This window comes from Streptomyces sp. NPDC006314 (assembly GCF_040613075.1).
GTDB lineage: Bacteria > Actinomycetota > Actinomycetes > Streptomycetales > Streptomycetaceae > Streptomyces.
The window spans coordinates 521,303-542,420 of sequence record NZ_JBEXRL010000002.1 but is presented as its reverse complement, the minus strand read 5'-3'; the positions used below and the strand labels follow the sequence as shown (position 1 = coordinate 542,420).

The following is a 21,118-nucleotide window of genomic DNA, read 5'->3' as shown; positions in this document are numbered from 1 at the left end:
AGCATCACGGTGCCGTGCATCGTGAACGCCTGGTTGAACTGTTCGTTCGACATCATCTGCAGGCCCGGCCGGGCCAGCTCGGCGCGCATGAGCAGCGCCATCACGCCACCGATCAGGAAGAACGCGAACGACGTCGCCAGATACAGCGTGCCGATCGTCTTGTGGTCGGTGGTCGTCAGCCACTTGACGACGACTTCGCCGCGGCGCTGGCGCCGGACCGGCAGCTCGTCCTCATAGTGGGACCCTGCTGCCGCGGCACCCTGGGGTTCGTTGAGGATGCTCACAGGATGTTCGACTCCCGGTTCTTCTCGTGGGCCGTCTGCTCGATGCCCGCGGGGATGTAACCGGTCTGCCCCTTCTTGACGAGGTCCTTGAGGTGCTGCTCGTACCGCTCCGGGGAGACGACCTTGACGTTGAACAGCATGCGGGCGTGGTCGACGCCGCACAGCTCGGCGCACTTGCCCCGGAAGGTGCCTTCCTGGTTGGGAGTCACCTGGAAGGCGTTGGGGTGGCCCGGGATGACGTCCTGCTTCATCAGGAACGGCAGCACCCAGAAGGAGTGGATGACGTCACGCGAGGTGAGGACGAAGCGGACCGTCTTGCCCTTGGGGAGCCAGAGCGTCGGACCGGGGTTGCCCGTCTGCGGGTTCCGCGTGCCGGGCGTACCGACGTCGTAGACACCGCCGGCGTTCGCCGGGAAGTCCTTCTTGTACCGATCCGGGACGCCGTCCAGGTTCGCGTCGGTCTTGGCGTCGCCGGTGGAGCCCGGGACGTTCTCGATGTAGTTGAAGCCCCAGCTCCACTGGAAGCCGACCACGTTGACCGTGACGTCGGGCTTCTTGGAGAGGTCCAGGAGCTTCGACTCGTCCCGGGCCGTGAAGTAGAACAGCACCGAGATGATGATGATCGGGACCACCGTGTACAGGGCCTCGATCGGCATGTTGTACCGAGTCTGCGGAGGTACCTCGACCTTGGTGCGGCTGCGCCGGTGGAAGAAAGCACTCCACAGGATCAGGCCCCACACCAGCACGCCGACGGCGAGCGCGGCAGCCCAGGAGCCCTGCCACAGGGAGAGGATCCGCGGAGCCTCTTCCGTGGTCGGGGTGGGCATACCAAGGCGGGGGAAGTCCTTGTATGTGCAACCGGTTGCGGTCGCCAGGACCAGGCCCGCGGTCAGTGCCTGCAGCAGCTTCCGCCGCATCGGGCGCCGCGGCGAGCGGTCGGAGCCGTTGGGACTCACGTAGCGCCTTCCCGAGAGTCTCGCCCGCGCGGTCGGCTGCGGCCTTCTCGCTGGTCGGTCGCCGCCCTGCGTCGGGCAGGGGTTTGGATGTTTATGCGGACCAAACCCTAGCCGACGCCCTCGGGGGGTTCACGGGGAGGGGGGCATACGCGCCGCCCGTCCCTCCGAAGGGGTGGGATTGGGCGTCTATTTTTTCGGGTTGTCGCGGTTTGCGTTGCGCGTGCCGGTGCGTTGTCGCTGGTCGCACCGCCTCCGCGCCCCTTCTTTTGTCACCGGCGCTTTACCGTTGACCTGTGTCCTACTTCGACGCTGCCTCCGCCGCTCCGCTCCATCCCGTGGCCCGCCAGGCGCTTTTGGCCTCCCTGGATGAAGGGTGGGCGGACCCTGCCCGGCTCTACCGTGAGGGGCGGAAGGCGCGGATGTTGCTGGACGCCGCTCGGGAGGCCGCCGCCGAGGCCGTCGGGTGCCGGGCCGACGAGGTGGTGTTCACGTCCTCCGGGACACGGGCCGTACACGTGGGTGTCGCGGGGGCGTTGGCCGGGCGGAGGCGGGTCGGACGCCACCTGATCGTGTCAGCGGTCGAACACTCCTCGGTACTCCATTCGGCCGAGGTGTTCGAGGCCGGCGGCGGAGAGGTCACCGGGGTGGCCGTGAACCGGGCCGGGGCCGTCGATCCGGCGGCCTTCGCCGCCGCGCTCCGGGCGGACACCGCACTCGCCTGTCTGCAGTCCGCCAACCATGAGGTGGGGACCGTGCAGCCGGTGGCCGAGGTGGCCGAGGTCTGCCGGGCGGCCGGGGTGCCGTTGCTGGTGGACGCGGCGCAGTCGCTGGGCTGGGGGCCGGTCGGAGGCGGCTGGTCGCTGCTGACGGCGAGCGCGCACAAGTGGGGCGGGCCGTCGGGGGTCGGGCTGCTCGTCGTACGCAAGGGTGTGCGGTTCGCCGCCGAAGGCCCGGTGGACGAGCGGGAGTCGGGGCGGGCCCCCGGGTTCGAGAACATCCCGGCGATCGTGGCGGCCGTGGCCTCCCTGCGCGCGGTGCGGGCCGAGGCGGCCCAGGAGGCGGCACGGCTGCGGGAGCTGACGGAACGGATCCGGACCCGGGTGCCGCAGCTGGTGCCGGACGTGGAAGTGGTGGGCGATGCCGAGCGGCGGCTGCCCGGGATCGTCACGTTCTCCTGTCTCTATGCCGACGGAGAGGCGCTGCTGCACGAGCTGGACCGGGCGGGCTTCTCCGTCTCGTCCGGCTCCTCCTGCACGAGCAGCACGCTGATGCCCAGCCATGTGCTGAAGGCGATGGGCGTGCTGAGCGAGGGGAACGTGCGCGTTTCGCTGCCGGCGGGGGTGGCGGAGGCGGACGTGGAGCGGTTCCTGGAGGTCCTGCCGGAGGCCGTCGCGGGCGTCCGGGAGAAGCTGGGGGCGCCCGCACCGGAGACGGCGGTACGGACGCAGGAGCTGGTCGTCGACTCCCTCGGCAAGCGGTGCCCGATCCCGGTCATCGAGCTGGCCAAGGTGATCGGGGACGTACCCGTGGGGGGCACGGTGCGCGTGCTCTCCGACGACGAGGCGGCCCGGCTGGACATCCCGGCGTGGTGCGAGATGCGGGACCAGGAGTACGTCGGCGAGGAACCGGCGGAGCGTGGCTCGGCCTATGTCGTGCGGCGAGTGAGCTGATCGGGCGGGGAAGCGGCGCTGATCACGCGCGGGGAACTGCGCGACCAGCCCCCGCGCGCCGGCACCCGACGACGCTCCTGGTGATGCGGACGCCCAGTCGCCGCCTCAGCCCAGGTGAGCCCGGACCTCCTCGGCGGCCTGGTCCCCGTACGCCTTGGTGAACCGCTCCATGAAGTGCGCCCGCCGCAGCCGGTACTCCTGCGTGCCCACCGTCTCGATGACCAGCGTGGCGAGCATGCAGCCGACCTGCGCGGCCCGCTCCAGCGAGACACCCCACGCCAGGCCCGACAGGAAACCCGCGCGGAAGGCGTCGCCGACGCCCGTCGGGTCGGCCTTGCGCTCCTCCTCCGGGCAGCCGACCTCGATCGGGTCCTCGCCGACGCGCTCGATGCGCACGCCCCGCGAGCCGAGTGTGGTGACGCGGTGGCCGACCTTGGACAGGATCTCGGCGTCGGTCCAGCCGGTCTTGGACTCGATGAGCCCCTTCTCGTACTCGTTCGAGAACAGGTACGTCGCGCCGTCCAGCAGGATCCGGATCTCCTCGCCCTCCATGCGGGCGATCTGCTGGGAGAAGTCGGCGGCGAAGGGGATGTTCCGGGAGCGGCACTCCTCCGTGTGGCGGAGCATGGCCTCCGGGTCGTCGGCGCCGATCAGGACCAGGTCGAGGCCGTTCACGCGGTCGGCGACGGTCTTCAGCTCGATCTGGCGGGCCTCGCTCATCGCGCCGGTGTAGAAGGAGCCGATCTGGTTGTGGTCGGCGTCGGTGGTGCACACGAAGCGGGCGGTGTGCAGGGTCTCGGAGATGCGGACCGAGTCGGTGTCCACGCCGTGCCGGTCGAGCCAGGCCCGGTACTCGTCGAAGTCGAAGCCGGCGGCGCCGACCAGGATCGGCTTCGTGCCGAGCTGGCCCATGCCGAAGGCGATGTTCGCGCCCACGCCGCCCCGGCGCACGTCCAGGTTGTCGACCAGGAAGGACAGCGAGACCGTGTGCAGCTGGTCCGCGACGAACTGGTCGGCGAAGCGGCCGGGGAAGGTCATGAGGTGGTCGGTGGCGATGGAGCCGGTGACTGCGATGCGCACGTCGGCATTCTCCTGCGGGAGGCTGGATTGACAGTTCACGCTACCGGTTCGCGCGCCGGCGCTGAAGCTGGCAAAACTACCCGATAGTAGATCTTTCTTCGCAGCCCGGAGCATGCCTACGGTGCGGTCATGACGAATCTCAAGGGCCACTCCACCGCCCCGGCCGACCTCGAAGGCGACCTCGCCGCCCTGCGCGGCGACTGCGCCCGGATGGCTCCGCACTGGGCGGTTCCCCAGCACGCCGAACCGCGTCCGGTGCCGCCGTCCCTCATCCACGGGGTGACCGTGCCGAAGCGGTCCGCCCGGCTGCTGGACGCGATGTCGGACTACGGCGACTGACGCGCGGGCGGACCCCAGGGAACCGCGCGCTCTCCTCCCGCGTCCCATCGCCGTCCCCCGCAGGGGATTGCGGGACACGACCCAGCGAGGAGCGATGCGGTGAACACCGAGCGGCCTGAGAACTCCGGTGAGCCGGAGGTTGCGGAGACTTCCGGGGAACATGTGGCGCAGGAGCCGCGCGCCGGCGACGGGGACGCGGTCGAGCGGTCCGGTGGGCGCCGCTCACCGGTGGTCGTGGCCTCCGTCGCGGCCGCGGTGCTGCTGATCGGTGGCGGTGGGGCGTATCTCGCCGCGGGCGGCGCCTCGGACGGTCGCACGAGCCCGGGCGCTTCCGGCGGCGGCACTCCCCCGCCGCTGGCGCTGGACGGCTGGACGGGCACGAACGGCATCGCGCCCGGGGAGCCCGACCCGTACGGCGCGACGTACGTGGCGCGGGGCGAGCTGCCGGACGGACCCGGCTCGGCGCCGGTGTACGCACCGGAGGACGAGGTCGGCAGGGACGCCGTGGCCCGGCTGGCGAAGGCGCTCGGGCTCGACGGGGCGCCGGTGGCCGAGGGGCGGATCTGGCGGGTCGGCGGCAAGGACGGCTCCGGGCCGAGCCTGCACGTGAACCGGGACGCGCCGGGCAGCTGGACCTACAGCCGGTACGCGCCGGGCACCGACAACTGCACGTCGGACACCATCTGCGCGCACGACCCGATGGCCCCCGCCGGCACCCCGGTGAGCGTGCGCAAGGCGACCGGGGTGGCGGCGCCGGTGCTGAAGGCGGCCGGGCTGGACGACGCGAAGATCGACGCGAGCCAGGTCCTGGGCGCCCAGCGGGTGGTCAACGCCGATCCGGTGGTCGGCGGGCTGCCCACGTACGGCTGGACCACCGGCCTGTCCGTCGACGAGCAGGGCGAGCTGGTCGGCGGCCATGGGCTGCTGGGCGCGCCGGTGAAGGGTGACACGTACCCCGTGCTGGGCGCGGAGAAGACGCTTGCGCTGATGAACGGGGCGGCGAAGAGCGGCCACCGGATGGGGATCGGCGGCTGCGCCACTCCGGTGCCGGCGAAGGACCGGCTGGAGCAGCCCTGCGGGGCGTCCACGGGGGCGCCCAAGCGGGCGGCGGACAGGATCACGGTCGACAAGGCGGTGTTCGGACTGGCCGCGCACCCGGTCGGCGGGCGGCAGACGCTCGTGCCCTCCTGGCTGTTCGAGGTGCGGGGCCCGGCGGCGCGGGACACGTTCACCGTGACGTATCCGGCGATCGACCCGAAGTACCTGGCGTCGGCCCGGTCGGCGCCCTCGACGGCACCGTCCGCCGCTGCCAAGTCCGGGAACGTGAAGGTGAACGGGTACACGGCCGACGGCCGTGAGCTGACGGTGAGCTTCTTCGGCGGGGTGTGCGCCGATTACACGGCGTCGGCCAGGGAGAGCGGCGGCCGGGTGACCGTCACGGTCACCGAGAAGCCCTGGCCGGACAAGGTGTGCGTGCTGATCGCCAAGGAGTACGTGAAGACCGTACGGCTCGACGCGCCGCTGGACGGGCGGACGGTGGTCGGTGCCGACGGCGAGCGGATCGCGAAGTCCAAGCCGGGGGCGCTGCGGCCGCAGGCCCGCTGACCTCGCCCGGACAGACGAAGGCGGCGGCCCCGTGCAGGGGACCGCCGCCTTCTCCGTCAGACCATGACGCTCGGTCCGCCATGAGCCGTCGGCTCAGCTGAAGGAGTCGCCGCAGGCGCAGGAGCCGGTCGCGTTCGGGTTGTCGATCGTGAAGCCCTGCTTCTCGATCGTGTCCACGAAGTCGATGGTCGCGCCGCCGAGGTACGGAGCGCTCATGCGGTCGGTGACGACCTTGACCCCGCCGAAGTCCTTCAGCACGTCACCGTCGAGCGAGCGCTCGTCGAAGAAGAGCTGGTAGCGCAGGCCGGAGCAGCCGCCGGGCTGGACGGCGACGCGCAGGGCGAGGTCGTCGCGGCCTTCCTGGTCGAGCAGCGCCTTGACCTTGGACGCGGCGGCGTCGGTCAGGATGATGCCGTCGGTGACGGTGGTGGTCTCGTCCGATACGGACATCTACATCTCTCCCGGGTTGTACGGAGACTGCTTGCCGACGAGTGCAACCGGCGCTTCCGCGGATTCATTCCGGGCCGGGCATTCGCGTGGTCGCGTTTTCCTTCCTTCCTCATGCTCGCATACGCCCGGCGGCAGAGACAGCGACCCGAAGAGGGAGCCCGGCGGGATTCACGTCACATCGACGCTATGGCCATCGTCAAAGTGACGTGAACCAGTTATGATAGATAGCGTCAGTTAGACGAAAAGTAGAAAGGGTGCGTGTCGTGACCACCGCCCAGACCCCGGAGCTCGACGTACAGCCGACTCCGCTCGCCCTGTTGCTGCTCGGCCGTGAGGCCGACCCGAAGAGCGAGCGGGGCGTCGAGTGCCCCGGTGACCTGCCTTCGCCGTCCGACCCCGATCTGGTCGAGCGCGCCCGCGCGGCCAAGGAGAAGCTCGGCGACAAGGTCTTCGTGCTCGGCCACCACTACCAGCGCGACGAGGTCATCCAGTTCGCCGACGTCACGGGTGACTCCTTCAAGCTGGCCCGGGACGCGGCCGCGCGCCCGGAGGCCGAGTACATCGTCTTCTGCGGTGTGCACTTCATGGCCGAGTCGGCGGACATCCTGACGTCCGACGACCAGAAGGTCGTCCTCCCCGACCTCGCCGCCGGCTGCTCCATGGCCGACATGGCGACGGCCGAGCAGGTCGCCGAGTGCTGGGACGTGCTGACCGAGGCCGGAGTGGCCGAGCAGGTCGTGCCGGTCTCGTACATGAACTCCTCCGCCGACATCAAGGCCTTCACCGGCAAGCACGGCGGCACGATCTGCACCTCGTCGAACGCGAAGCGCGCCCTGGACTGGGCCTTCGAGCAGGGCGAGAAGGTGCTCTTCCTGCCGGACCAGCACCTGGGCCGCAACACCGCCGTCCGCGACATGGGCATGTCCCTGGACGACTGCGTGGTCTACAACCCGCACAAGCCGAACGGCGGGCTGACCGCCGAGGAGCTGCGCGCCGCCAAGATGATCCTCTGGCGCGGCCACTGCTCGGTCCACGGCCGCTTCAGCCTCGACTCGGTGAACGACGTGCGCGAGCGCATCCCCGGCGTGAACGTCCTGGTCCACCCCGAGTGCAGGCACGAGGTCGTGGCCGCGGCGGACTACGTCGGTTCGACCGAGTACATCATCAAGACCCTCGAAGCCGCCCCGGCCGGTTCCAAGTGGGCCATCGGCACCGAGCTGAACCTGGTCCGCCGGCTGGCGAACCGTTTCGCGCCCGAGGGCAAGGAGATCGTCTTCCTGGACAAGACGGTCTGCTTCTGCTCGACCATGAACCGCATCGACCTGCCGCACCTGGTCTGGGCCCTGGAGTCCCTGGCCGAGGGCAACCTGGTCAACCGCATCGAGGTCGACCAGGAGACCGAGGCGTTCGCGAAGCTGGCGCTGGAGCGGATGCTGGCGCTGCCGTAGTCCGCGGCCGTGTGACGCGCGAAAGGGGGCCACACCTGACGGTGCGGCCCCCTTTTCCCATGAGGCTAGAGCTGAGCCGGCTCCGGCGAGACCTCCGTCCGCTCGGGCCCCCGCTTCGCCGCACGCTTCCTCGCCCGGCGCTCCTTGCGCAGTTCGAGCATGGCGTAGAGCGTCGGGACCAGCAGCAGCGTCAGCAGGGTGGACGTGATCAGACCGCCGATGACGACCACCGCCAGCGGCTGGGCGATGAAGCCGCCCTCGCCGGTGACGCCCAGGGCCATCGGGAGCAGGGCGAAGATCGTCGCCAGGGCCGTCATGAGGATCGGACGGAGACGGTGGCGGCCGCCCTCGACCACGGCCTCGACGACGCCGTAGCCCTGCTTGCGGTACTGGTTGATCAGGTCGATCAGCACGATCGCGTTGGTCACCACGATGCCGATCAGCATCAGCATGCCGATCATCGCGGGGACGCCCATCGGGGTGCCGGTGGCGACCAGCAGACCGATCGCGCCGGTCGCCGCGAACGGGATGGAGACCAGCAGGATCAGCGGCTGGGCGAGCGAGCGGAACGTGGCGACCAGGAGCATGAAGACGATCGCGATCGCCGCCAGCATCGCCAGGCCCAGGTTCTTGAACGCGTCGTCCTGGTCGGAGGAGACGCCGCCGATCTCGGCCTTGGCGCCCGCGGGCAGGTCGAGGGCCTTGATCCTCGACTGGAGCTTGGTGCTGACCGCGCCCGTGTCGTCCCCGGTCGGCTTGGCCGTGATGGTCGCGGCACGCTGGCCGTCGATCCGGGTCATCGACACCGGGCCGTCCACCAGCTTCACCGTGGCGATGTCGCCCAGCTTCACCGGGCCGAGCCGCAGGCTCTTCAGCTGGGCCAGCGTGGTCGCGGGCTTCGCCGACCTCACGACGACGTCGCGCTCCGTGTCGTCGAGGATCGCCTTGGCCGCCGTCGTACCGCGCACAGCCTGAGCGACCGCGGCGCCCAGCTTCTGGTCGTCGAACCCGGCCGCGGCCGCCTTGGCGTCGGCCTTGACCGAGATCCGGGGCACGCTCGTCGCGAGGTCGCTGGTGACGTCCGTGACGTGGTCGAGGCCGGCCACGGTGGAGCGCACCTGCTCGGCGGCCGTGCGGAGCACCTCGGGGTCGGAGGCCTTCACCACGACGCTCAGGTCCTGGTTGCCGAAGCCGTCACCGGCCGACACGGTGGTCGTACCGATCCCCTCGAGCTTCTTCAGGCCGTCCTCCAGGTGCTGCTGGACGTCGTCGTACGACGCCGAGTCCTTCAGCATCACCTGGTACGACGCCTGGTTGGAGTCCGTGCCGCCGCCGAAGGCCGCCATGAAGCCGGAGGAGCCGACGGTGACCTGGTAGTCCTTGACGCCCTCGGTGGCGGCGAGCAGCCTCTCGACCCGCCTGGCCTGCGCGTCGGTGGCCGCGAGGCTGGTGCCGGGCTTCAACTCCTGCTTGACGGTGAGGACTTCCTGCTCGCCCTGGTCGAAGAAGTTCGTCTTCAGCAGTCCGGACATGCCGAACGTGACGACCAGGACGACGATCGCGATGAGCACGCTGGTGAGGCGGCGGCGCGTCGCGAAGCGCAGGACGGGGACGTACGCGCGCTGCAGGCGGCTGTTCGCCTCCTTCTCCTCGGCCTTGCGGCGGGCCTCCCCGGCATCCTCGGGCGTGCCCTTGGGGGCGCGCAGGAACCAGTACGACAGGACCGGGACGACCGTCAGCGAGACGAGCAGGGAGGCCAGCAGGGCCGCCGTCACCGTGATGCTGAACGAGCCGAACAGGGCGCCCACCATGCCGCCGACCAGACCGATCGGCAGGAACACGGCGACCGTGGTGAGGGTGGAGGAGGTGACCGCGCCGGCCACCTCGCGCACCGCCCCCACAATCGCTTCCTTGCGCTCCTCGCCGTAGCCGAGGTGCCGCTTGATGTTCTCCAGGACCACGATCGAGTCGTCGACGACCCGGCCGATGGCGATGGTCAGCGCGCCGAGCGTGAGCATGTTGAGCGACAGGCCGCGCGTCCACAGCACGATCAGCGCGAGGACGACGGACAGCGGGATGGACACCGCGGTGACCAGCGTCGAGCGGATCGACGCCAGGAAGACCAGGATGATCAGGACGGCGAAGAGCAGGCCGAGGGCGCCCTCCGTGGTCAGGCCGTCGATGGCCTTGGACACCGCCGGGCCCTGGTCGCTGACCACGGTGAGCTTCGCGCCGGAGCCGAGATCCCTGCGCAGACCGGGCAGCTTGTCCTCGACCGCGTCGGAGATGGCGACCGCGCTGCCGTCGTGATCCATCGTCACGTTGACGGCGAGGCTCGGGCGGCCGTCGGTGCGGGTGAGGGAGTCGGCCGGGGCCGGCTGCTCCTTGACGGTGGCCACGGCACCGAGGCGTACGGGCTTCTTCGCGCCCTCGCCGGTGACCATCAGGTCCTGGATCTGCTTCAGGGAGGTGAAGCCGCCGCCGACCTGGACGGTGCGGTTGGCGCCGCCCTCGTCGAAGGAGCCGGCCGGTACGGTCGCGCCACCCGCCTGCAGGGCCTGGCCGAGTGCCGCCGAGGTGAGACCCGCCCGTGCGAGCTCGGCGTCGTCCGGGGTGACGGTGACCTGGAGATCACGGACGCCGGTGACCTGGACGCGGCCGACGCCGTCGATGTCCTTCAGGGCCGGGACGACCGTCTTGTCCAGCTGGTCGGCGAGGGCCTGCTGGTCCCTGCCGGAGGTGACGGCGAGCACCACGGTCGGCATGTCGTCGGTGGAACCGGAGATGACCTGCGGGTCGACGTCGTCCGGGAGCTGGTTGCGGGCCCGGTTGACGGCCTGCTGCACGTCGGAGACGAGCCGCTTGGTGTCGTTGCCGTAGTCGAAGGACGCCATGATCACGGCGTTGCCCTCGCTCGCGGTGGAGGTGACGCCGGTGATGCCGTCGACGCCCTGCAGATTGTCCTCGATCGGCTCGATGACCTGCTTCTCGACCACGTCGGGCGAGGCGCCCTGGTACGGCGCGATCACCGAGACCACGGGCAGTTCGATGGTGGGCAGCAGCTGCTGCTTGATCTGGGGTATCGCGATCAGCCCGAAGACGAGCGCGATGAGCGACATGAGCCCGATGAGGGCCCGTTGCGCGAGGCTGAATCTCGACAGCCAGGACATGGATCAGGGTCTCTCTTCTGTGAGCGGCAGAAGCGCTTCCGTGAACGGAAGAAGCGACGACGGGACGCACAGGTGAGCGCCCACCCCAACACCCTGAACCATCGCGGAGGGCCGATCCGTAGGCCCCAGGTCCATTTCCTCGTCCGGCCCTACTCCGCGCGCAGTACGCGCGGGTGGAGATCAGTCCATCCTCGGACGTACCAGCCCCGACTCGTACGCGATCACGACGAGCTGGGCCCGGTCCCGGGCGCCGAGCTTGGCCATGGCCCGGTTGACGTGCGTCTTGACGGTCAGCGGGCTGACCTCCAGGCGCTCGGCGATCTCGTCGTTGGAGTGGCCGCCGGCGACCTGCACGAGCACCTCCCGCTCCCGGCCGGTGAGCGTGTCCAGGCGCTCGGAGCGGGCGGGGTCGCGGCCGCCGCCCTGGGCGAGGAAACGGGCGATGAGCCCCTTGGTGGCCGCCGGGGAGAGCAGGGCCTCCCCGCCCGCGGCGACGCGGATGGCGCTGAGTAACTCCTCCGGCTCACTGCCCTTCCCCAGGAAGCCGGAGGCGCCCGCACGCAGGGACTGGATGACGTAGTCGTCGACCTCGAAGGTGGTCAGGATGACCACGCGGACGTGCGCGAGGGCGGGGTCGGCGCTGATCAACCGGGTGGCGGCGAGGCCGTCGGTGCCGGGCATCCGGATGTCCATGAGGACCACGTCGGCGGTCTGCTCCTTGGCCAGCCGGACCGCCTCGGCGCCGTCGCAGGCCTCCCCCACCACCTCCATGTCGGGCTCGGAGTCGACCAGCACCCGGAACGCGCTGCGCAGCAGCGCCTGGTCGTCGGCGAGCAGGACACGGATCGTCATACGGGTTCCCCCGGGGCCGTCGTACGGGTAGCGGTACGGGTCTCGACGGGCAGGATCGCATGGACGCGGAAGCCGCCGCCGTAGCGGGGTCCGGTGGTCAGGGTGCCGCCGAGGGCGCTGACCCGCTCGCGCATGCCGAGCAGCCCGTGACCGCCACCGCCTTCGGGCACCGCCGCCTCGCCGGCGCCGGCGCCGTTGTCGAGGACGGTCACCTCCACGTTCGGTCCGACGCGTACGACGCTGACCTCGGCCCTGGCCTCGGGCCCCGCGTGTTTCTGCACGTTCGTCAGGGCCTCCTGGGCGATCCGGTACGCGGCCAGGTCGACGGCGGCCGGGAGTTCGGTGCCCTGGTCGGCGCGGGCCACCTCCACCGGGAGGCCCGCGCTGCGGAAGGTGGCGGCCAGCTCCTCCAGGCGGCTGAGGCCGGGGGCGGGTTCCGTCGGGGCCTCGGGGTCGCCGGACTGACGGAGCAGTCCGACGGTGGCGCGCAGCTCGTTCAGGGCGCTGCGACTGGCCTCACGGACGTGGGCGAGGGCCTCCTTCGCCTGGTCGGGACGCCTGTCCATGACGTGCGCGGCGACCCCCGCCTGCACGTTGACCAGCGCGATGTGATGAGCCACGACGTCGTGCAGGTCACGGGCGATGCGCAACCGCTCCTCGGCGACCCGGCGGCGGGCCTCCTCCTCACGGGTGCGCTCGGCGCGTTCGGCGCGCTCCCGGATGGCCTGCATGACCGCGCGTCGGCTGCGTACGGCGTCCCCGGCGGTGGCGCCGATGCCGGTCCACGCGAGGACGGCCAGGTTCTCCTGCGCGTACCAGGGCAGGGGGCCACCGAGCATGGCGGCCGCGGTCAGCACGGTCATGGTGAGCAGGCCGACCCGGAAGGTGGTGGTGCGGTCGGTGGTCGAGGCGACGGTGTAGAGCGCGATGACGGCGGACATCGCGACGGGGGCGCGCGGGTCGCCGGTGACGCACTCGATCAGGGAGAAGACGCCGGTGACGGCGAGGACCGTCCTGGGGACGCGGCGGCGGAAGACGAGCGCTGCCGCGCCGAGGAGCATGAGGAGGAGGCTGAGGGGGTCGGGGGTGCGGACTCCCAAGGTGACGCCGTGGCCGTCCCTCGGCACGACGAAGGAACCGGCGACCATGCACACCAGCACCCCCGCGGCGATGGCCGCGTCCAGCGCGAGGGGGTGGGCCTTGAGGCTGCACCGGGCGCGTTCAAGAGAGCTCACGGGAGTGAACAGTACGGGGCCCGACGCTGAGGGTCAGCGGCAAGGCGCCCGGTGCCGGCGGTTGGATCAGCCCGGGATCAGGCCGTCGTCGCTGAGCAGTTCCCGGACCTCCTCCAGCGTCGCGTCGGGCGAGGGGAGGATCAGCTCGGAGGGTTCCAGCGCGTCGTCCGGCAGCGGGGTGCCGAGCCGGCGGACGGCGTCCAGGAGAGCGGTGAACGTGCGGCGGAAGCCCTCTTCGTCGCCGCTCTCCATCTCTTCCAGCAGTTCGTCGTCCAGCTTGTTCAGCTCAGGGAAGTGGGAGTCGTCCAGCTTCACCTGACCCTCCCCCATGATCCGTACGATCACGTCGGCCTCCTCGGCTCGGGGCCCCGGCGCCTGGCTACTGCTTGTCGAAGCGCGGGGTGTCCTGCGGCTGCTGCTGGGACTGCCCCTGGCCGGCGCCGCCCTCGATCGCCTGCTGCGGCGAGCCTCCGGCCAGCTCCGCCTTCATGCGCTGCAGTTCCAGCTCTACATCCGTACCACCGGAGAGCCGGTCCAGCTCGGCCTGGATGTCGTCCTTGGCCATGCCGGAGGGGTCGTCGAGGGCACCGGAGGCGAGCAGCTCGTCGATGGCGCCGGCCCGGGCCTGGAGCTGGGCGGTCTTGTCCTCGGCGCGCTGGATGGCCAGGCCGACGTCGCCCATCTCCTCGGAGATGCCGGAGAAGGCCTCGCCGATGCGGGTCTGGGCCTGGGCGGCGGTGTACGTCGCCTTGATGGTCTCCTTCTTCGTACGGAAGGCGTCCACCTTGGCCTGCAGGCGCTGGGCCGCCAGGGTGAGCTTCTCCTCCTCGCCCTGGAGGGTCGTGTGCTGCGTCTCGAGATCCGTCACCTGCTGCTGGAGGGCGGCGCGGCGGGACAGCGCCTCGCGGGCCAGGTCCTCACGGCCGAGCGCGAGCGCCTTGCGGCCCTGGTCCTCCAGCGTGGAGGACTGCTTCTGCAACTGGTTGAGCTGGAGTTCCAGGCGCTTGCGGGAGGTCGCCACGTCGGCGACGCCGCGACGCACCTTCTGCAGCAGCTCCAGCTGCTTCTGGTACGAGTAATCGAGGGTCTCGCGCGGGTCCTCGGCCCGGTCAAGGGCCTTGTTCGCCTTCGCGCGGAAGATCATCCCCATACGCTTCATGACACCGCTCATGGGCTTCGCGCGCCCCCTTCTGACGGACTCCAGCTCACAGATCCTGCGACAGAACCCACAGTACGGGCCCTGCCTCCATTACCGCACTGTTCGGGGAGTGATGCGCTCCTCCCCAAGGACGACTGCGGACGGCACCGCTCCGGCGTAGGGAGTAGGTGATCCCCCACCGCAGCCCGCGCCGCGCCTCCCGGCGGAACCCCTCCGGAACGTCCCCTCTGTCCCCCTACAGACGTCCGGTGTTGCGGGATCGTTCCCCGCCGGGCTGGGGTCCATGCCGGTTGAGCCCGTACCCTTGGGTTTTGTGTTCCGTAGCCGTGCCAAGGAAGAGAAGGCCCCGACCGCCGACAAGGCGCAGGTGACCCTCTCCAAGCAGCCCCGCGACCCGCAGGCCCCGAAGGGTCGGCCCACGCCCAAGCGCAGTGAGGCCCAGTCCCAGCGCCGCAGCGTCGCCAGCACCCCCACGAACCGCAAGGAGGCAGCGAAGCGCCAGCGCGAGGAGCGGCGTCAGGCGCTCGAGCGGCAGCGCCAGGCGCTCGCCAGCGGCGACGAGCGCTATCTCCCGGCCCGGGACAAGGGCCCGGTCCGCAAGTTCGCCCGGAACTGGGTGGACTCGCGGTTCAACGTGGCGGAGTTCTTCCTGCCGCTCGCCGTGGTGATCCTCGTGCTGAGCGTGGTGCGGGTGCCCACGATCCAGAGCACCGCGCTGCTGCTGTGGATGGTCGTGATCGTACTGATCGTCCTGGACGCGGCGTTCAGCGGCTTCCGTCTGAAGAAGCGGCTCAAGGAGCGCTTCCCGGACGAGAACACACGCGGCGCGGTCGCGTACGCCCTGATGCGCTCCCTCCAGATGCGCCGGCTCCGGCTGCCGAAGCCGCAGGTCAAGCGCGGAGAGCGGCCCTGAGCGCAGACGTTTTCACCGGGGGTGCGGCCGACGCCCGGCCGAACAGGCTGGGCGGGTTGCGTGACGTCGTACGGCAGGAGCTGGTGGCCCGGCAGCTGGACGAGCAGATAGCCGGGCGGTTCCCGGTCGGGCAGCGGCTGCGGGTGCTCGACGTGGGGATGGGCCGGGGCACGCAGGCACTGCGGCTGGCCCGGCTCGGCCATCAGGTGACCGGGGTCGAGCAGGACGCGGCGATGATCGCCGCCGCGCGTCAGGCCCTGGCCGGGGAGCCGGAGGGCATCCGCGCGCGGGTGCGGCTGGTGGAGGGCGACGGGCGGGACACCGGGGTGCACTTCCTGCCGGGCAGCTTCGACGTGGTGCTGTGCCACGGCGTCCTGATGTACGTCGAGGAGCCCGACCCGCTGGTGGCGGGTCTGGCCCGGGTGCTCGCGCCCGGCGGGCTGCTGTCGCTCCTCGTACGCAACGGCGACGCGCTCGCCATGCGGCCGGGTCTGTCCGGGGACTGGGCGGGCGCGCTGGCCGCGTTCGACACCACCGCCCGCCTCCCCCGTTCTCGAACAGACGCGAACGGGGTGACCCCCGTCCGCCTGGTCCCGGACGTACGGGCGGACCGGCTGGCCTCCCTCACCGCCACGCTCGCCGGCATCGCGGCCCCGCTGCACGCCTGGTACGGCGTCCGGGTCTTCACGGACACGGCGGCGGACGACGCGGAGATACCCGGGGACCTCCAGCCGCTGCTCGCGGCCGAGGAGCGGGCCGGGCGCACCGACCCCTACCGCGGGGTGGCGGCGCTGCTGCACCTGTGTGGCGTACGGGGCTGACCCCGTACGGGGGAACAGCGCGGGCCGGGTGATCACCGTGCCGTGAGACTCGGGACATGGACGCTTCCCCCACCCGTGCCCCCAGGAAGACCGTCTTCGCCGCCGCGCTGGTGTGCTGCGCGGCCCTAGCCGCCGGCTGCACCGGCCCCGTCGCCCGGGGCGGGCAGGACACCGCGGCGACCACCCGGGCGGCCGCTCCGCCGGCCGCGGGCGATCTGCAGAGCCAGTACCAGAAGGTCATCAAGGAGGTGCTGCCGTCGGTCGTGCAGATCCAGGCGAGCAACGACCTGGGCTCCGGGGTGGTGTACGACGGCACCGGGGACATCGTCACCAACGCCCACGTGGTCGGGTCGGAGAAGATCTTCAAGGTGACCACGGCCAACAGCGAGGAGCCGCTCACCGCGCGCCTGGTCTACTCCTACCCCGAGCAGGACCTCGCCGTGATCAAGCTGGACAAGGTGCCGACCGGGCTGAAGCCGGCGGTGCTCGGGGACTCCGAGAAGGTGGAGGTCGGCCAGATCGTGCTGGCCATGGGATCGCCGCTCGGGCTGTCGTCCAGCGTGACCCAGGGCATCGTCTCCGCGACCGGACGGACCGTCAGCGAGGGCCGCACCGGCGGTGGTACGGGAGCCACCATCGCGAACATGGTGCAGACGTCGGCCGCCATCAACCCCGGCAACAGCGGCGGCGCCCTGGTCGACCTCGACGGGCAGGTCATCGGCATCCCGACGCTCGCGGCGGCCGACCCCAGCCTCGGGGGCAGCGCGGCGGCAGGCATCGGCTTCGCCATTCCGGTGTCGATGGTGAGGACGGTCGCCGAACAGATCGTCAAGGAGGGCAAGGTCGTCGACTCCGGGCGGGCGGCGCTGGGCATCACCGCACGGACGGTCGTGGACGAGACCTACCAGCCGGCCGGGGTCGCGGTGGTCACCGTCCGGAGCGGCGACGCGGCCGACAAGGCGGGGCTGCGGCCCGGCGACATCATCACCGGGCTGGGCGGCCGGCCCATCACCACCATCACCTCGCTGGCGGAGGCGCTGGCGGTGGACAAACCGGGCCGGCGCACATCGGTGACGTACCAGCGGGGCGGCACCGAGAAGACGGTCGAGGTGACGCTGGGCGAGCAGTGAGGAGGGGCACGCACCTGCGCGGTCACGGCCCCTCCCCCACCGATCCGTCAGGACGCGTCGGCGTGAAGGCTCATCGGCCCGTAGATCTCGGCGCGCTCCTCGAACAGCCGCACCTGGTCGGCCCCGCCCTCCAGCAGCGCCTTCCAGTGCTCGCCGATCCAGGACTCGGCGTCCCCCTGCGTCGTGAACTCCTCGGGCTGCACCGCGGGCTGGACCTCCGTCCCGTCGGCTTTCTCGAACCGCCACGTCCATGCCGTCATGTGGGCCTCCTTGTGATCCAACTCCCTCGCAGCGTATTCGCTCCGCCGGGTCGACCGTTAGACGTCGCGGCTCATCCACGGGCCGGTGGGGCCTTTCGCGCCTCCGCGGCAGAGCCGCCCATCGATGTCCCCTCAGGGACGCCCCTCCGGGGCTGCCGGTGCGCGAGACCTGCGTGGGCGGGCGAAAATCGGTCCCGTGGAAATCACTCTGCTCGGTACCGGTGCCCCCGCGGGCCTGCCTCGCCCCGACTGCCCCTGCGCCGCCTGTGCGACCGCGCTCGGGCCCGACGCGCGGGCGGCGACCTCTCTGCTCGTGGACGGGGCCCTGCTGCTCGATCTGACGCCGGGCGCGGCGTTCGCGGCGGCGCGGGCGGGGCGTTCGCTGGGCGGGGTACGGCAGGTGCTGCTGTCGCATCCGCACGACGGTCCCGCGGTGGAGGTGCCGGCCGGGCTGCCGCAGCCCGGACGCGTGCCGGACGGGCGTGAGCTGGCGCTGCTGACGGGGCATCGGGTGCGGGCCGTGGCGATGGACGCGGGCGGCACCGGGTACGCGGTGACCGGGCCGGACGGGCAGCGGCTGCTGTATCTGCCGCCGGGCGGCACCCCGGCCGGTCTGGAGGAGGCGACGGCGGAGTCGTACCAGATGGTCCTCGCCGACGTGGTGGGCCGCCCGGACGCGCTCGCCCGGCTGCGGGCGGTCGGCTCCGTCGGTCCGGCCACGGACGTGGTCGCCGTCCACCTCGGCCACGACGTGCCGCCCGGACCGGAGTTGCGGCGGCGGCTCGCGTCGGCCGGGGCGCGGGCGGTGCCGGACGGTACGACCCTGGTGGTCGGGGCGTACGAGGACGTGCCGGACGTGCCGCGCCGGACGCTGGTGCTGGGCGGGGCGCGTTCGGGGAAGTCGGTGGAGGCCGAACGGCGGCTGGAGTCCTTCCCGGACGTGGTGTACGTGGCGACCGGCGGGACGCGGGGCGGGGACACCGAGTGGGCGGCCCGGGTGGCCGCGCACCGGGAGCGGCGGCCGGGGTCGTGGCGTACGACCGAGACGACGGATCTGGTGCCGCTGCTGGCGGAGGACGGGCCGCCGCTGCTGATCGACTGCCTGTCGCTGTGGCTGACGGACGTGATGGACGCGGTGGGGGCGTGGGACGACGCGGAGTGGGCGGGCGGGGGTGAGAAGGCGTTGCGGGAGCGGGTGCGGGAGTTGGCGTCGGCGGTGCGGGCCGCGCGGCGGACGGTGGTGGCGGTGTCGAACGAGGTGGGCTCCGGGATCGTGCCGGCCACGGCGTCCGGCCGTCGGTACCGGGATGAACTCGGTCGACTGAACGCGGCGTTCGGAGCGGAGTGCGAACAGGTGGTGCTGGTGGTCGCCGGGCAGGCGCTGGTGCTGCGGGGTTGAGGGGTGCCCGGTACGGGGGCTGGGCGGGGGCGGGTCGCTTGCCCGCGTCGGCGGGTGCGGCGCCCCAGGGGCGCGGGGACCGCGCGGCCGGCCAGGGCTGACCCGCGCTCAGCGGACGTCCTTGCGCGCAACGATCCTGTACGCGTTGGAGAACGGCGTGCGGCGGAGCACGGGCGCCAGGGTGCGGTCCACGGCCGGGGCCAGCGCCAGTGCGGGCGTGGCCGCGGCCCGCACCAGGGGGTGGACGTGGGCCAGGGCCAGGGCGGCGGCCGCTGACAGGTCGTAGGGGAGGTGCGGGGCGCTGCGGTCCGTCACCAGGACCGTGCAGCCCAGGGTCTTGAGTTCCGCGCGCAGGTTGGCCGGCGGCGGCAGGTGCAGATGGCGGGGCTGGCCGTACGGAAGCCACCACCTGCCGAGCAGGGCGGCGTACGCGCAGCGCGGGTCCGGGACCTCGACGACGAGATGGCCGCCCGGGCGCAGTACGGCGAGGGCGGCGCGCAGTTCGGCACGCGGCTCGGGGGCGTGGGGCAGGTGATGGAACATGCTGACCACGTCGTAGCGGGCGCGCAGGCGGGCCGCCACCCCGGGGGTCGTGAGGTAGCCGCGGTGGGCCTCCTCGACCCGGCCCTCCAGGAGGGCTTGCTCCACGCGCGCGGTGGGATCCATACCGTCGAAGCTGGTGTACGGGAAGAACTCCTTCGCCGCCTCGGGGAAGTGGGCATGGCCGGTGCCCACGTCCAGCCAGCTCTCCGGTTCGGGCAGCGCCGACAGCTTGTGGGCGGTGGCGCGGTGCCGGCGGCGGACCGCGCGGGCGGACAGGATCCGGGCGGTGAACTCCTCCAGGTGCCGTTCGTAGAGGTCCCGGTGGAAGAAGGCGTGTCCCTCCGCCGTGAGCCGGGGATTCTGGAAGGCGTGGGCGCAGTCACGGCACACGTCGAGGACGAACGTGCCCGGCCGGTGCCGGAGCGGGTCGGTCGTGCGCAGCCGGGTGCGCAGCCGCGTGGAGCCGCACCAGGGGCAGTCCTCGCGGCGCGGCTCCTGGAACGTGTCCGCGGTGTCCGGGGGGACGTACGGCGTGGGGGGCGTGGTCGGCATGGGCGGCTCCCTGTGCGACATTCCGCTGCAAAGCGGAACGTATGGGATACCGAAGTAGGGTGCAAAGACGTCGTGACGGCGTGGTGGCCGTGTGGCGCCGGGACGTTCGTTCGCTGGCGGTACTGTTCGGCGAATGAGCAGGCTTAATCTGGACGACTTCACCGATCTGATCGAGCGCCCGGACGGGGGCGTGCGCCGTGACGCCGAGGCCCGGCGGGAGCGTCAGATCGTGCCGCCCGGGGCCTTGGGGCGCCTCGACGAACTGGGCGAGTGGCTGGCCGCCGCGCAGGGAGCCGTACCGGTGCGGCCGGTCGAACGGCCGCGGGTGGTCCTGTTCGCCGGTGACCATGGCGTCGCCGAGCTGGGCGTCTCGGCGCGGCCCGCGGGCAGCGCGGAGCGGCTGGTGCGGGCGGTGCTGGAGGGTGCGAGCCCGGTCGCGGTGCTGGCACGGCGGCTCGACGTGCCGGTACGGGTGGTGGACCTGGCCCTGGACTGCGATCCGGGCGCCTTCCCCGAGGACGTCGTACGGCACCGGGTGCGGCGGGGCAGCGGGCGTATCGACATCGAGGACGCGCTCACGCTGGACGAGGCCGAGGCGGCCCTGCGGGCGGGCATCGCGCTCGCCGACGAGGAGGCCGACTCGGGTACGGACCTGGTGGTGCTCGGCGACGTCAGCGTGGGCGGGACCACGGCGGCGGCGGTGCTCGTCGCCGCGCTGTGCGGGACCGACGCGTCCGTGGTGACGGGCCGGGGCGGGCTCGCCATCGACGACCTGGCGTGGATGCGCAAGTGCGCGGCGATCCGGGACGCGCTGCGGCGGGCACGGCCGGTACTCGGGGACCAGTTGCAGTTGCTGGCGACCGTGGGCGGCGCCGACCTCGCGGCGATGACCGGGTTCCTGTTGCAGTGCGCCGTACGGAAGCTGCCGGTGATCCTGGACGGTGTGGTGGCCGCCGCGTGCGCGCTGGTCGGGCAGCGCGTCGCCTTCCGGGCGCCGGACTGGTGGCTGGCCGGCCACGACAGCGGGGAGCCGGGGCAGGCGAAGGCACTGGACCGGATGGCGTTGGAGCCGCTGCTGGAGCAGGGCGTGAAGGTCGGCGAGGGCGCGGGCGCGCTGCTTGCGCTGCCGCTGGTCCGGGCCGCCGCCGCGCTTGCCGCCGAGCTTCCCGAGAAGGAGCCGGAAGAAGCGAAGGAGTAGGCGTCCGCGGCTGGTCCGGTGCCGCACGGACCGCGCCGTCCCGGCCGGACGCCG

At 71.9% G+C, this 21,118-nt stretch carries 20 protein-coding genes; 9 read left to right on the top strand and 11 right to left on the bottom strand.

The annotated features are described in order from the left end of the window. Both ABZ079_RS05605 and coxB read right to left on the bottom strand, forming a co-directional pair. Positions 1-284: cbb3-type cytochrome c oxidase subunit I (locus ABZ079_RS05605; protein WP_356938105.1), on the bottom strand; the 284-nt coding region annotated here is incomplete at its 3' end. Then, complete coding sequence (coxB, locus tag ABZ079_RS05600) at positions 281-1,240, bottom strand: cytochrome c oxidase subunit II (RefSeq protein ID WP_356938104.1); 960 nt, start codon at positions 1,238-1,240, stop codon at positions 281-283. The genes coxB and ABZ079_RS05605, both read right to left, overlap by 4 nt. A gap of 293 nt (positions 1,241-1,533) precedes the next feature. On the opposite strand from coxB, the gene ABZ079_RS05595 reads away from it, so the two are divergent. After that, positions 1,534-2,910, top strand: coding sequence for an aminotransferase class V-fold PLP-dependent enzyme (locus ABZ079_RS05595; protein WP_356938103.1), 1,377 nt, complete (start codon positions 1,534-1,536; stop codon positions 2,908-2,910). Positions 2,911-3,015: 105 nt separating this feature from the next. Here the strand turns inward: ABZ079_RS05595 and ABZ079_RS05590 are convergent, their stop codons facing one another. Next, positions 3,016-3,990: a carbohydrate kinase family protein gene (locus ABZ079_RS05590; protein WP_356938102.1), complete on the bottom strand. Its 975-nt coding sequence runs from the start codon at positions 3,988-3,990 to the stop codon at positions 3,016-3,018. A 129-nt stretch (positions 3,991-4,119) separates the two neighbouring features. Between ABZ079_RS05590 and ABZ079_RS05585 the strand changes: the two genes are divergently transcribed. Next, the gene (locus ABZ079_RS05585; RefSeq protein WP_356938101.1) at positions 4,120-4,329 is read left to right on the top strand and encodes a hypothetical protein; all 210 of its coding nucleotides are present in this window, start codon (positions 4,120-4,122) and stop codon (positions 4,327-4,329) included. Positions 4,330-4,491: 162 nt separating this feature from the next. After that, on the top strand, positions 4,492-5,934 hold the full coding sequence (locus ABZ079_RS05580) for a hypothetical protein (RefSeq protein WP_356938132.1): 1,443 nt from the start codon (positions 4,492-4,494) through the stop codon (positions 5,932-5,934). A gap of 93 nt (positions 5,935-6,027) precedes the next feature. Here the strand turns inward: ABZ079_RS05580 and ABZ079_RS05575 are convergent, their stop codons facing one another. Beyond that, positions 6,028-6,384 (bottom strand): iron-sulfur cluster assembly accessory protein, encoded by a 357-nt coding sequence (locus ABZ079_RS05575; RefSeq protein WP_356938100.1) that lies wholly within the window; start codon positions 6,382-6,384, stop codon positions 6,028-6,030. A 263-nt stretch (positions 6,385-6,647) separates the two neighbouring features. On the opposite strand from ABZ079_RS05575, the gene nadA reads away from it, so the two are divergent. Beyond that, the gene (nadA, locus tag ABZ079_RS05570; RefSeq protein WP_356938099.1) at positions 6,648-7,832 is read left to right on the top strand and encodes a quinolinate synthase NadA; all 1,185 of its coding nucleotides are present in this window, start codon (positions 6,648-6,650) and stop codon (positions 7,830-7,832) included. Between the two features lie 65 nt (positions 7,833-7,897). Here nadA and ABZ079_RS05565 read toward each other — a convergent pair whose 3' ends face one another. The 5 genes from ABZ079_RS05565 to ABZ079_RS05545 all read right to left on the bottom strand — a co-directional run bounded on the left by ABZ079_RS05565 (position 7,898) and on the right by ABZ079_RS05545 (position 14,260). Then, the gene (locus tag ABZ079_RS05565) at positions 7,898-11,002 is read right to left on the bottom strand and encodes an efflux RND transporter permease subunit (RefSeq protein ID WP_356938098.1); all 3,105 of its coding nucleotides are present in this window, start codon (positions 11,000-11,002) and stop codon (positions 7,898-7,900) included. A 180-nt stretch (positions 11,003-11,182) separates the two neighbouring features. Beyond that, a complete protein-coding gene (locus tag ABZ079_RS05560) occupies positions 11,183-11,854 on the bottom strand; it encodes a response regulator transcription factor (protein ID WP_356938097.1) in 672 nt (223 codons plus the stop codon). After that, on the bottom strand, positions 11,851-13,089 hold the full coding sequence (locus ABZ079_RS05555; RefSeq protein WP_356938096.1) for a histidine kinase: 1,239 nt from the start codon (positions 13,087-13,089) through the stop codon (positions 11,851-11,853). Before ABZ079_RS05555 ends, ABZ079_RS05560 begins: the two co-directional genes overlap by 4 nt. Before the next feature lie 66 nt (positions 13,090-13,155). After that, positions 13,156-13,434, bottom strand: a complete 279-nt coding sequence (locus ABZ079_RS05550) for a hypothetical protein (protein WP_356938095.1) — start codon at positions 13,432-13,434, stop codon at positions 13,156-13,158. 34 nt (positions 13,435-13,468) lie between these two features. Beyond that, complete coding sequence (locus tag ABZ079_RS05545; protein WP_356938094.1) at positions 13,469-14,260, bottom strand: PspA/IM30 family protein; 792 nt, start codon at positions 14,258-14,260, stop codon at positions 13,469-13,471. 271 nt (positions 14,261-14,531) lie between these two features. Here ABZ079_RS05545 and ABZ079_RS05540 point away from each other — a divergent pair, with 271 nt between their 5' ends. From ABZ079_RS05540 to ABZ079_RS05530, 3 genes are all read left to right on the top strand, one after another. Next, positions 14,532-15,161, top strand: a complete 630-nt coding sequence (locus tag ABZ079_RS05540; protein WP_356938093.1) for a DUF3043 domain-containing protein — start codon at positions 14,532-14,534, stop codon at positions 15,159-15,161. 83 nt (positions 15,162-15,244) lie between these two features. Then, complete coding sequence (locus tag ABZ079_RS05535; protein WP_356938131.1) at positions 15,245-15,982, top strand: methyltransferase domain-containing protein; 738 nt, start codon at positions 15,245-15,247, stop codon at positions 15,980-15,982. Positions 15,983-16,038: 56 nt separating this feature from the next. After that, positions 16,039-17,112, top strand: coding sequence for a trypsin-like peptidase domain-containing protein (locus ABZ079_RS05530; RefSeq protein ID WP_356938092.1), 1,074 nt, complete (start codon positions 16,039-16,041; stop codon positions 17,110-17,112). A gap of 47 nt (positions 17,113-17,159) precedes the next feature. Here ABZ079_RS05530 and ABZ079_RS05525 read toward each other — a convergent pair whose 3' ends face one another. Further along, positions 17,160-17,372 (bottom strand): hypothetical protein, encoded by a 213-nt coding sequence (locus ABZ079_RS05525; RefSeq protein WP_356938091.1) that lies wholly within the window; start codon positions 17,370-17,372, stop codon positions 17,160-17,162. Between the two features lie 196 nt (positions 17,373-17,568). On the opposite strand from ABZ079_RS05525, the gene ABZ079_RS05520 reads away from it, so the two are divergent. Then, complete coding sequence (locus ABZ079_RS05520; protein WP_356938090.1) at positions 17,569-18,771, top strand: bifunctional adenosylcobinamide kinase/adenosylcobinamide-phosphate guanylyltransferase; 1,203 nt, start codon at positions 17,569-17,571, stop codon at positions 18,769-18,771. Between the two features lie 108 nt (positions 18,772-18,879). On the opposite strand, the gene ABZ079_RS05515 is transcribed toward ABZ079_RS05520, so the two are convergent. Next, a complete protein-coding gene (locus ABZ079_RS05515; RefSeq protein WP_356938089.1) occupies positions 18,880-19,866 on the bottom strand; it encodes a class I SAM-dependent methyltransferase in 987 nt (328 codons plus the stop codon). Between the two features lie 133 nt (positions 19,867-19,999). Between ABZ079_RS05515 and cobT the strand changes: the two genes are divergently transcribed. After that, a complete protein-coding gene (cobT, locus tag ABZ079_RS05510) occupies positions 20,000-21,064 on the top strand; it encodes a nicotinate-nucleotide--dimethylbenzimidazole phosphoribosyltransferase (protein WP_356938088.1) in 1,065 nt (354 codons plus the stop codon). Positions 21,065-21,118 lie beyond the last annotated feature (54 nt).

Coding starts and splice junctions, on each gene's coding strand:
- ABZ079_RS05525 (WP_356938091.1), bottom strand. CDS start 17,372: ATGACGGCATGGACGTGGCGGTTCGAGAAAGCCGACGGGACGGAGGTC.
- cobT (WP_356938088.1), top strand. CDS start 20,000: ATGAGCAGGCTTAATCTGGACGACTTCACCGATCTGATCGAGCGCCCG.
- ABZ079_RS05530 (WP_356938092.1), top strand. CDS start 16,039: ATGGACGCTTCCCCCACCCGTGCCCCCAGGAAGACCGTCTTCGCCGCC.
- ABZ079_RS05575 (WP_356938100.1), bottom strand. CDS start 6,384: ATGTCCGTATCGGACGAGACCACCACCGTCACCGACGGCATCATCCTG.
- ABZ079_RS05515 (WP_356938089.1), bottom strand. CDS start 19,866: ATGCCGACCACGCCCCCCACGCCGTACGTCCCCCCGGACACCGCGGAC.
- ABZ079_RS05560 (WP_356938097.1), bottom strand. CDS start 11,854: ATGACGATCCGTGTCCTGCTCGCCGACGACCAGGCGCTGCTGCGCAGC.
- ABZ079_RS05545 (WP_356938094.1), bottom strand. CDS start 14,260: ATGAGCGGTGTCATGAAGCGTATGGGGATGATCTTCCGCGCGAAGGCG.
- ABZ079_RS05585 (WP_356938101.1), top strand. CDS start 4,120: ATGACGAATCTCAAGGGCCACTCCACCGCCCCGGCCGACCTCGAAGGC.
- ABZ079_RS05565 (WP_356938098.1), bottom strand. CDS start 11,002: ATGTCCTGGCTGTCGAGATTCAGCCTCGCGCAACGGGCCCTCATCGGG.
- ABZ079_RS05540 (WP_356938093.1), top strand. CDS start 14,532: ATGCCGGTTGAGCCCGTACCCTTGGGTTTTGTGTTCCGTAGCCGTGCC.